This window comes from Desulfitobacterium sp. THU1 (genome assembly GCF_038181555.1).
Classification (GTDB): domain Bacteria; phylum Bacillota; class Desulfitobacteriia; order Desulfitobacteriales; family Desulfitobacteriaceae; genus Desulfitobacterium.
In genome coordinates, this window is record NZ_JBBWUA010000022.1 from 43,581 (window position 1) to 54,498 (window position 10,918).

The following is a 10,918-nucleotide window of genomic DNA, read 5'->3' on the forward strand; positions in this document are numbered from 1 at the left end:
GCTATGATGGTGAATAAGAGAATATGTATAGGGGAGCTGGAGAACGGCTGAGAGGGAAACAAGTGTTTCCGACCCGTAGACCTGATCTAGGTAATGCTAGCGGAGGGACTAAGATGTATGAGGTATCGCTTATGCACTTATGATTTATTAATTAAACCTTCTGCTTGCAGAAGGTTTTTTATTTAACAAATTATTTATAGAAGGAGAATGTGAAATGATTAATGCCAGTGTTGCTATTCAAGTGCTGCCCGCTGTAGAAGGAAAAGATGTGATCCGCGTGGTGGATAAGGTGATTGAATACTTAAAGTCCTCGGGATTAAACGTTTATGTGGGCCCTTTTGAGACTACCATTGAAGGTGAGTATGATCAATTGATGGAAATGGTTAAACGCTGTCAACTGATCTGCATCGAGGAAGGGGCACCCAGCGTCATGTCCTATGTAAAAATTAGCTATAGGCCGGAAGGCGGGATATTGACCATCGATGAAAAGGTTACAAAGCATCACCAATAAACTGTATCCCGCGGCGGTACTGATTGGTTTACTCTTAATTTGGTACGCGGTGACCTTTTTGGAAGTCGTGCCTAAATTCATGCTGCCCTCCCCCGGGGATGTTGTCCGGGCTCTGCTACGCTCTTTTCCTGATTTGATGCAGCATGCACGAATCACCTTGACTGAAGCCTTTGTGGGATTAACTATTAGTATTCTGCTAGCTTTTTGGATTGCCTTATTGATGGATCGCTTCGAAGGCCTTTATAAAGCCCTTCATCCCCTTTTAGTTATCACTCAAACCATTCCCACGGTAGCCATTGCGCCCCTGTTGGTGCTGTGGATGGGCTACGATATGGCGCCGAAGATTACCTTGATCGTTATGACTTGCTTTTTCCCTATGACGATCGCTCTTTTGGGAGGATTTAAGTCGTCGGATCAAAATGCCATGAATCTTATGCGAGCAATGGGGGCGAAGAAGTGGCACATCTACCGCTATATTAAGCTGCCCAATGCTCTGCCTGGTTTTTTTTCGGGCTTGCGCATATCTGTGTCTTATTCCATTGTGGGAGCGGTTATTGCCGAGTGGCTTGGGGGGAATAGTGGTCTGGGAGTTTATATGACTCGGGTCAGGAAATCCTATTCCTTTGACAAAATGTTCGCCGTGATCTTTCTTATTATTATCTTGAGCTTAGTGCTTATGAAATGCGTGGAACTCATCGAACGAAGAGTCATGCCTTGGCTGCAGACAGAGGATGCACAAAAAGAAGCATAACCATTCAGAGGGGTCTAATCCTCCTCTGAACGAGGTAATCGTTTATTAAACCAAGCTAAGGAGAGAATTTTGAGATGAAGAAGAATATTATTGCTACTATGATCAGTGTTTTAATGGTTTTTGGGTTAGCCGGGTGTGGCTCTCAGAATAATGCGGAAAACACCGGGAGTAACCAACAAGGGGCAGCAGAAAATAAGAAGATTACCTTTGTCCTTGATTGGACGCCCAACACGAACCACACCGGTGTCTATGTAGCTAAAGAATTAGGATATTTCCAAGATGCAGGCTTAGAGGTAGAAATTGTGCAACCACCCGAGGGCGGAGCCTTATCTTTAGTAGCTGCTGGAAAGGCGGAATTCGGTGTCAGCTTCCAAGAAGAACTGGCCTCTGCACTTACCTCGGACAGTCCCCTCGATGTGGTGGCTGTAGGGACCATTTTACAGCATAATACCTCAGGTATTATCTCCTTAAAAGAAGATAACATTGCTAGCCCCAAAGGTATGGAGAACAAGGTTTACGCGACCTGGGATTCCCCTGTTGAAAAAGCCATTATTAAACAAGTTGTCACGAAAGATGGCGGCAACTTTGATGAGATCAACATGATTCCCAGTACAGTAACCGATGTCATTTCAGCTTTACAAACCGATGTAGATGCCATTTGGGTTTATTATGGTTGGGACGGAGTAGCTACACAGGTTAAAGGCTTAGAAACTAACTACTTCGCGTTCAAGGATATCGATCCTGTTCTGGACTTTTACACACCAGTCATTGCAGCAAGCCCTCAGTACTTAGAAGGAAACCAAGAAACGGCTAAAGCCTTTCTAGCTGCTGTTGCTAAAGGGTATGAATATGCAATTGCTCAGCCTAAAGAAGCGGCAGACATTCTTGTTAAATACGCACCGGAATTGGATCCGGAACTCGTCACCGCCAGCCAAGAGTATTTAGCGGAGGAGTATAAAGCTGAAATAGAGCAATGGGGCTTTATCGATCAGAGCCGTTGGGATAACTTCTATGCTTGGATGTATGATAACAAGCTCATTCCAAAGAAAATTGAGACTGGCCAAGGCTTTACTAATGCTTATCTGCCTAAGTAGACAGCTCTTTCAGGTAAGATTGTAGGTGCGAAAAACGCGTAAAAAGTCGGGAGTTATAATGAGTAAGATAAAGCTGGAAACGCGTAACATTTCGAAAAGTTATGCGGGTGAGTTAACCATTAAAAATATTAATATTCGCTTGGGTGAAAACGAATTAGTGAGCTTGCTCGGCGTAAGCGGCATTGGCAAAAGCACACTCTTTAATGTGATTGCTGGTGTGCAGGTCCCCGACTCTGGTCAAGTGCTGATGGAGGGGGAGGACATCGCGGGGCAGACAGGTAAAGTCAGTTATATGCAGCAAAAGGACCTCATGCAGCCTCACTTAACTGTCTTGGATAATGTGGCTTTACCCCTTTTCATACGGGGCGTGAAGAAGAGCCTGGCTCGGGAAGAGGCTGCCAGCCACTTCCGGGATTTCGGCCTCGAGGGGACCGCTAAGAAGTATCCTACCCAGTTATCCGGGGGGATGCGACAACGAGCAGCTTTGCTGAGAACGTATTTGTTCTCGCAGGAAGTAGCTCTTTTCGATGAACCTTTTTCCGCTTTAGATGCTATCACGAAGAGTGCAATGCATCGTTGGTACTTGGACCTCATGGATCGCATTAATATGTCCACCTTGTTCATCACCCACGATATTGATGAGGCCATCTTGCTTTCCGACCGAGTCTATATCATGACTGGGCCCCCCGGCATCATTGCTCATGAAATTCTTATCGATACTCCCCGACCTCGTGGGGATGAGTTTCTATTATCTGATGAGTTCATGGCATACAAACGACAAATCATAAAGCTTTTGAGCCTATAATGTTATATTACCCAGGTACTACATGTAGTGTCTGGGTGTTTTTTTAATAAAGGACTTTTTATATTTTCATAGAAAACTAGATATATTATTGTCAGATTATTAAGTGCATTTTGGTATGCCAGCCAAGAAGGGATGTGGAGCCATGCCCAACCCGAAGAACATACCTGATTTAGGAATATTCCCCTTTTTTAATGGACTGTCACCAGCTTTGCTGGAGTCTTGGAAAGAGTACTTTAACCGGAAAAGTTTTGCCAAGCGACAGAGATTAGTTTTTCCTTCTACTGGCTCCGATGTGATTTTTTTTGTTCTCTCAGGTGAGGTGAAGATCGCTTATTCATCTGAGGATGGTAAAGAGTTTACGATTACTATTCTTTCAGCTGGGGAAGTTTATAGTGAACATTCTTTAGCCATGGCAACTGCAATTGAAAAAACAGAGGTTCTTTATCTTAATATGGCGGATTTTCGTAGCATAATGGATGAATCACCTGAAGTTGCCCGACGCTTAGTTCGATTGCTGGGAACGATACTGCGCTTGACCAATGACTTGATTGCCGACTTGGCATTTCGTGAAACAGCATCGCGTTTGGCCCGCGTGTTTTGGCGAACTTTGCAGGCCAAGAATATAACAATGAAACAACAGCGTGATACCATTCATCTCACCCATGAGGAATTAGCTTCATTAAGTGGAAGTACTCGCCAAACTATCAATGAAATATTGCGTCATTGGGAACAGCAGGGTATTCTTGAACTACATCGAGGGTATGTGGTACTATTAAAACCTGAAAAACTATGGGTAAAAGTAAGCCACGACCATGCGTAAGGTAGCGCTGTAAGGGAGCGGAATCTTATTGTAGGCGTTATAAAGTAGTTGGATTGTAAAGGTACTGTAAAAGTGCCTTTTTTGTTTGCCCTCGCTTTTCTCAGATAATATCCCTGCAATTTGAAGTAATGTCGCTAAGCCGACAGTAATTATCTGAAAATTATAATAGTATGGACTTATTAGAATAAAATAGTGCATGTTTTGGTAAGGAGGGATAATGTGAAACAGTTACTGATACGCTCAGAGAGTTGTGTGGGATGCAAAAGCTGTGAACTGGCGTGTGCCGTAGCCCATTCCCAATCGAAGCAGTTGTTTGCAGCTATCTTTGAACGAGAGCTTCCTCACAAGCGTGTCTTTGTGGAGACAGACGGAGTCGTGAATATGCCCCTGCAGTGTCGCCAATGCTCTGACACACCCTGTGTTCACGCCTGCATGGCTGGGGCTATGCGAGTTGATCCTGCTACCGGTTTGGTACAGGTCAAGTCGGAGAAATGTGTCGGGTGCTGGATGTGCGTCATGGTTTGTCCTTTTGGTGTCATCAGCCAAGGGTCATCCCGCCAGGTAGTGAAATGCGATCGTTGCCAGGAGCTGGACTATGAGCCGGCTTGTGTCTCGGCCTGCCCGACGAAGGCAATCCAATTCGTTGAAGTAGACGGGTTTGCCAGTGGTACCCGTAAATCATGGATGAATCAACTGAAGGAGGTTAGTCATCATGCTTAATATCCGCAGTATTGATCCAGCGGCCTTGGATCTAGCAAAAAAGGCTGATAGGGATGGTATTGAAACCGTATGGGATCGCTACGAAAAGCAACAGCCTCAGTGTGGGTTCGGAAGTTTAGGACTCTGCTGTCGTCACTGTATTCAAGGGCCCTGCCGGATTGACCCCTTTGGGAAGGGACCGGACAAGGGAATTTGCGGTGCTACAGCTGACGTAATCGTTGCTCGAAATTTGCTGCGCCAGGTAGCCGCCGGTGCTGCAGCCCATGTGGATCACGCCTATGAGGCTGTGGAGGCCTTAAAGTTGGCCGCGGAAGGCAAGATCGACTACCCTATTGCAGATCTCAATAAATTAAAAGCCATCGCTACTGGTTTAGGCATAGAGACGGAAAACAAAGAGCCCAATGAATTGGCCTTAGAGGTGGTTCAAGTAGCCTATGAGGATATGGGCAACCATCAGAAACAGCCCATGAAATGGGTGAGTGCCCATGCGCCAAAGCAGCGGCTAGAGGTTTGGGAGTCCTTGGGGATACTTCCGCGCAATCCCGATCGAGAAATTCGGGAAGCGATGCACCAGACCACCATGGGTATGGATGCAGACCCCGTCAACCTTATTTTAGCAACTGCTAAGCAGGGATTGGTGGACGGCTATGCCGGACTGAAGCTCGCCACAGATATGCAGGACATTTTGTTTGGGACACCGGCACCCGTGGTGACTGAAGCAAACTTAGGAGTACTAAAAGAAGATTATGTGAATCTGATTGTCCACGGTCATGTGCCACTTCTGTCAGAGAAAATTGTTCAATGGGCGAAGACCCTCTCCCCTGAAGCAGAAGCAGTAGGAGCTAAGGGGGTACAAGTGGCCGGAATCTGCTGCACCGGTAATGAAGTTCTTATGCGTCAAGGTGTTCCTTTAGCAACCAATTACCTCGCCCAAGAATTAGCCATTGTCACCGGAGCTGTAGATACCATGGTCGTTGATGTCCAATGCATTATGCCTTCCTTAGGGCAGATTGCTTCTTGTTACCATACTGAATTGATTACTACCATGCCCATAGTGAAAATTCCCGGCGCCACTCATATACCTTTTACCCTAGAACATGCCGATGAAGCCGCTCAAGAGATCGTCAGAAAAGCCATCGCTGCCTATGCTAAACGGGATCCCAACAAGGTTCATATCCCCGATTATCGGGCCAAGATTATGGCTGGCTTTAGCGTGGAAGCCATTGTCGGCGCCTTGTCCAAGCTGGATGCAGACCAGCCCTTAAAACCCCTAGTAGATAATATCGTCAACGGTAATATAGTCGGCGTTGTAGCCACTGTAGGCTGTAACAATGTCAAAGTAGCCCAAGATATCTTCCATGTGGAAATGGTCAAGGAGCTTTTAAAGAACAATGTTTTGGTCGTGGCTACCGGTTGCTCTGCTCATGCTTTGGCGAAAGCAGGAATGATGAACTCGGAGGGAGCAGAGAAATATGCCGGTGAGTCCCTAAAGGCGGTGCTTACGGCGATTGGTGAAGCTGCCGGCTTAGGTGCTCCACTGCCACCGGTATTGCATATGGGGAGCTGCGTGGATAACTCACGGATCGGAGATTTAGTGACGGCATTAGCCGGTTACCTTGGGGTAGACACTGCCGCTCTGCCTGTAGCCGCCAGCGCTCCGGAACCCCAGCACGAAAAGGCCCTCAGTATCGGGACCTGGGCTGTTACCATGGGATTTACCACCCACTTAGGTGTTGTGCCTCCCGTCTTAGGGAGCAAGCAGGTGAGCGAGCTTCTTACAGCTGGGCTCACTGACGTCATTGGCGGAAAGTTCTATGTGGAAACAGATCCCCAAACAGCAGCCCATGGGCTTATAGAGGATATCCGCAAGAAAAGACAGGCACTGGGTTTGGACCAATAAGCACTGGGGGGAACCTCTATGAACTATATCATCATTGGAAACAGTGCGGCAGGACTTTTTGCTGCCGAAGGGATAAGAGAAGCTGATCCCCAGGGGGCGATAACAGTTCTCACGGCCGATCACTATCCTTCCTATTCCCGCTGCCTAACTACTTATTACTTAGCCGGGGATATCGAGGAGGAGCAAATCTTTCTACGCACGCCGGAAGAATTGGCGAAGCTGAATTTAGATATCCATTATGGCTGTCGAGTGACGGGACTTAACCCGGAGCAGCAAAGAGTTAGTACGGCAGACGGTAGGTCCTTTGACTTTGATCGATGCTTAATTGCCACTGGTGCTTCCGCGGTTACTTTGGATCTTCCCGGTACCACTTTGCCGGAAGTGTTCACCCTCCGCCATTTAGAAAATGCTAAGGGCATAAGACACTTGCTCAAGCCGGGGGGGAAAGCGGTCATCATCGGTGGTGGTTTAGTTAGTTTAAAATCTGCATATGCACTAAGGAAGCAGGGATTAGAGGTCCATGTGGTCGTATCCTCAGGCTATATCCTCTCCCAAATGCTCAATCCACTTGCTGCGCAAAGGTTGGAGCAACACCTGAGTGATCATGGCATTGACATTATCCTTAACTCAGATGTAACTACTATTGAAGGTCAGGACCGTGTCGAAGGCGTTCAACTAAAGTGCGGCAAAAGGCTGGAAGCGGACCTAGTTATCATTGGCAAGGGCGTTCGGCCCAATACTGAGCCTTTTCTGGATACAGGCCTCAAGATGAAGCATGGAATTCTTGTTAACGACTATCTGGAGACGAATCTTCCTGGTGTATATGCAGCAGGGGATGTCGCGGAAGCCTGGGATTTTCTGCACGAGGGTCCGCGCATCAATGCTATCTGGCCAAATGCCACGGAACAAGGGCGTATCGCGGCCTTGAATATGACGGGTAAGAGAACGTTCTATAAAGGTTCCATGGGGATGAATTCGGTAGATTTCTTTGGCCTCAGAATCATCTCAGCCGGAATCATCAAACCCCCTCAAGGAAATGAAGGTTGTGGGGATAGCTTCACTTGGCAGGTGACTGAAGATTTCTATCAGGACCCCTCTTCTCAGCAACCTACCTATCAATCACTGATCTTGCAAGGGGATTATTTGAAGGGGTATGTCCTAATTGGTCATCCTCTGCAGGCAGGAATCCTCACTGCCTTAGTTCAAGCCCGCGAGCCGCTTTCTCTGCGGGTACGTGAGCAAATTCGCGCAGGAAAAAGGGGTCGAGTGCGGTTTGTACTCTGAAAGTTGCATATTAATATAAAACTGCAGAATTTTTAAGTGACACTCATGATGGTGGGTGTCACTTTTTTTGTTTAATGACTTCCCTGTCAGTACCTCTCTTCAAAAAATAGGAAAATTGTGTCAGTCTTCAAGAGGTGGACATAGGATATAGGGATACGATAGAAGGGAGATTGGTAGGACTGATGTGGAAAGGAAAGAAAGTTTTAGTTACCGGGGCGGGTGGCTTTATCGGTAGTCATTTGACAGAGGCTTTAGTTCAGGCCGGAGCCGATGTTCGCGTATTTATAAGGTATAATTCCCGAGATGGACGAGGAAATCTGGACGACTTAAAATCTTCGGTCTTGGATCAGATTGAAATCATTACGGGAGATTTACGCGATGCCGATGTGATTGATCGAGCTGTCAAAGGGAATGAAGTGGTTTTTCACTTAGCTGCTTTAGTGGGCATTCCCTACTCTTATAAAAACCCCCGTGAAGTGGTGGAGACCAATGTTTTGGGTACCTTTAATATTCTCATCGCGGGAAGGGATCATGAGGTTAGCCGAGTTGTCAGCACCTCGACTAGTGAAGTATATGGTTCCGCCCAGTATGTCCCTATTGATGAACAGCATCCTTTGCAAGGGCAGTCGCCTTATTCGGCGAGCAAAATTGGGGCAGATAAATTAGCTGAGAGCTTTTATGCGTCCTATAATCTTCCAGTGGTCACGATTCGACCCTTTAACTGTTATGGACCAAGACAATCCGCTCGTGCTATCATTCCTACTCTAATTACTCAGGCCCTTGTAAGCCAAGTAATAAAACTTGGCAACCTAGATGCGAAAAGAGATTTTACTTTTGTCTCCGATACAGTAGCAGGTTTTATGGCTGCCGCTACGGCAACTGAGGCTGTGGGTAAAGTCATTAATGTGGGATCGGGTCAGGAGATTTCCATCGGGGAGCTAGCTGAGATTATTCTTAAGACAACTAGTAGCACTGCCCAGTTGGTTATTGATGAAGAGAGGGTTCGTCCGAGCAAGAGTGAGGTCAACCGTCTTTTAGCAGACAATCGTTTAGCAAAGGACGTTCTTGGGTGGGAGCCCCATGTTTCTTTAGAAGAAGGAATAGGAAGAACAAGACTCTGGATCGGAGAGCATTTGGACCGTTTTCAGATAGGGAAATACCAAATTTAACAATGAAGAAGGGGATGCCATGCAAAGCATATTATTGGCCGGTGGAAGAGGATCGCGATTAGATCCTTATAGCCGAGTTTTACCCAAGCCCCTTTTTCCGATCGGGGATAAGCCCATAGCAGCCATTCTGCTTCAACAGCTTAAAGAGGCAGGGGCAGATGAGGTAATTATGTGCTTAGGGTACCTTTCAGATTTATTGATGACTTATTTCCGGGATGGCCGCGAGTTTGGATTGTCCATTCGTTACTCAATAGAGTCAGAGCCTTTGGGTACCGCAGGGCCTTTGAAGAAAGTGGAAGGCTTAAGAGATAATTTTCTGGTGGTCAATGGGGATGAGTTAACTGCTTTAGACTTTGGTGACCTCTATGAGCACCATTTAGCCTCAAAGGCTGATATGACTGTAGCAGTTCAGATGAAGACAACTCACTCCTCCTTCGGCGTCCTAGAGATCCAAGAAGGTCAGGTTGTTTCCTATGCGGAAAAGCCCACCCATAATTACTGGGCGAGTATGGGCATCTATGTTGTCAATAAAAATGTTCTTTCCTATATCCCAGACAATGGACGGTTTGATATGCCGAATCTCGTCCAGTGCCTTCTCCAAAAAGGGGCAAAGGTGATTGGTTACGAGTGCCGAGAACTCTGGTTTGATATCGGAACCTTAAGTGACCTGGAAAAAGCAAAAGAACAATTAGGACAGTATAAGTAAAAAGGTACCAATAAAGTGTAACTCTTTTAGGACAAGGGTCATAGAATGGAGTGTAGTGATATTAAGGAGGTGTAACATGGCTTTTTTAACTACGGGTTTGCTGGATAATACTCCTGTTTTCGGAGTTCGGCCAAGTACCTCCCTTCGTGTTCTAGTAACCAATAACGAGGACACTATAGAATCAGTAGAGGTGAAGGGATTTTTTCAGAATGGAAATACGAAAATACAGTACGTGGAAGAGTTGTTCAGCATTGGATCGGGTGAAGTCAAGATAAGGGACTTTTTTGGGGAATTTGATGGTATTGAATTCCAGTTTCTTGTCAGTTCGCCTGGAGTTAATGTGACCCTATGGGGGAAAGACGGGGAAAGTAATTTACAGACAGCACACAGAGTTGTTGCACAAGAATTTGATGAACTGAGTATTTAATAGCAGAAATAAGGAGATGACTGAATGGCAGAATTAACGACTGGATTGATTGAAAATTTTCCAGTGAATGGGGTGCGCCCCTCGGTATCGGTATCAGTCAGAATCACCAATGATGGAGATTCTGTGGAGACGGTTGAAATAATCGGCTATGCTCTCAATGGCCTTTTTAAAGATGTATATGTTTTGGAACTCATCAGTGTCAATCCCGGCGAGGTTGTGCTCAGGGAATACTTTGCAGATTTGAATGCCTTCGAGTTTGTTTTTTCTACAAGCTCCGAAGCTGTAGTCATTTCTGCTTGGGGTAAGGATGCTGCAGGGAATTTGGTGGATGCCCATCGGGTACTCCCTGCTGAACTCGATTCGCTGGAACCCGTAGTCGGTCCAACAGGATCGACCGGGGCAACAGGAGCGGTGGGTCCGACAGGATCGACCGGGGCAACAGGTGAGGTGGGTCCGACAGGCCCGACCGGAGCAACAGGTGAGGTGGGTCCGACAGGCCCGACCGGAGCAACAGGTGAGGTGGGTCCGACAGGCCCGACCGGGGCAACAGGAGCGGTGGGTCCGACAGGATCGACCGGGGCAACAGGAGCGGTGGGTCCAACAGGATCGACCGGGGCAACAGGAGCGGTGGGTCCGACAGGATCGACCGGGGCAACAGGAGCGGTGGGTCCAACAGGATCGACCGGGGCAACAGGAGCGGTGGGTCCGACAGGATCGACCGGGGCAACAGG

At 47.0% G+C, this 10,918-nt stretch carries 12 protein-coding genes and 1 riboswitch; all 12 genes read left to right on the forward strand.

Going from position 1 to position 10,918, the window contains the following annotated elements:
• The first annotated feature begins 19 nt into the window (after positions 1–19).
• Positions 20–125: riboswitch (TPP riboswitch) on the forward strand.
• A gap of 89 nt (positions 126–214) precedes the next feature.
• Positions 215–511: a thiamine-binding protein gene (locus AAC978_RS14155; RefSeq protein ID WP_341548721.1), complete on the forward strand. Its 297-nt coding sequence runs from the start codon at positions 215–217 to the stop codon at positions 509–511.
• Positions 483–1,262 carry an ABC transporter permease gene (locus AAC978_RS14160; protein ID WP_341548722.1) on the forward strand — a complete coding sequence of 260 codons (780 nt, stop codon included), beginning with the start codon at positions 483–485 and terminating at the stop codon, positions 1,260–1,262. Before AAC978_RS14155 ends, AAC978_RS14160 begins: the two co-directional genes overlap by 29 nt.
• A 74-nt stretch (positions 1,263–1,336) precedes the next feature.
• A complete protein-coding gene (locus AAC978_RS14165; protein ID WP_341548723.1) occupies positions 1,337–2,356 on the forward strand; it encodes an ABC transporter substrate-binding protein in 1,020 nt (339 codons plus the stop codon).
• Positions 2,357–2,414: 58 nt separating this feature from the next.
• Entirely contained in the window at positions 2,415–3,161 is a 747-nt protein-coding gene (locus tag AAC978_RS14170) for an ABC transporter ATP-binding protein (RefSeq protein ID WP_341548724.1), read from the forward strand.
• Between the two features lie 115 nt (positions 3,162–3,276).
• A complete protein-coding gene (locus AAC978_RS14175) occupies positions 3,277–3,981 on the forward strand; it encodes a Crp/Fnr family transcriptional regulator (protein WP_341548725.1) in 705 nt (234 codons plus the stop codon).
• Positions 3,982–4,200: 219 nt separating this feature from the next.
• Complete coding sequence (locus AAC978_RS14180; RefSeq protein WP_341548726.1) at positions 4,201–4,701, forward strand: 4Fe-4S dicluster domain-containing protein; 501 nt, start codon at positions 4,201–4,203, stop codon at positions 4,699–4,701.
• Positions 4,694–6,601 carry an anaerobic carbon-monoxide dehydrogenase catalytic subunit gene (gene cooS, locus AAC978_RS14185; protein ID WP_341548727.1) on the forward strand — a complete coding sequence of 636 codons (1,908 nt, stop codon included), beginning with the start codon at positions 4,694–4,696 and terminating at the stop codon, positions 6,599–6,601. The genes AAC978_RS14180 and cooS overlap by 8 nt, the downstream gene beginning before the upstream one ends.
• A gap of 18 nt (positions 6,602–6,619) precedes the next feature.
• The gene (locus AAC978_RS14190; protein ID WP_341548728.1) at positions 6,620–7,885 is read left to right on the forward strand and encodes an NAD(P)/FAD-dependent oxidoreductase; all 1,266 of its coding nucleotides are present in this window, start codon (positions 6,620–6,622) and stop codon (positions 7,883–7,885) included.
• A gap of 182 nt (positions 7,886–8,067) precedes the next feature.
• The gene (locus AAC978_RS14195) at positions 8,068–9,054 is read left to right on the forward strand and encodes an SDR family NAD(P)-dependent oxidoreductase (RefSeq protein WP_341548729.1); all 987 of its coding nucleotides are present in this window, start codon (positions 8,068–8,070) and stop codon (positions 9,052–9,054) included.
• A gap of 19 nt (positions 9,055–9,073) precedes the next feature.
• Complete coding sequence (locus AAC978_RS14200) at positions 9,074–9,760, forward strand: sugar phosphate nucleotidyltransferase (RefSeq protein WP_341548730.1); 687 nt, start codon at positions 9,074–9,076, stop codon at positions 9,758–9,760.
• 76 nt (positions 9,761–9,836) lie between these two features.
• Positions 9,837–10,187 (forward strand): hypothetical protein, encoded by a 351-nt coding sequence (locus tag AAC978_RS14205; protein ID WP_341548731.1) that lies wholly within the window; start codon positions 9,837–9,839, stop codon positions 10,185–10,187.
• Positions 10,188–10,211: 24 nt separating this feature from the next.
• Positions 10,212–10,918: collagen-like triple helix repeat-containing protein (locus tag AAC978_RS14210; protein WP_445900310.1), on the forward strand; the 707-nt coding region annotated here is incomplete at its 3' end.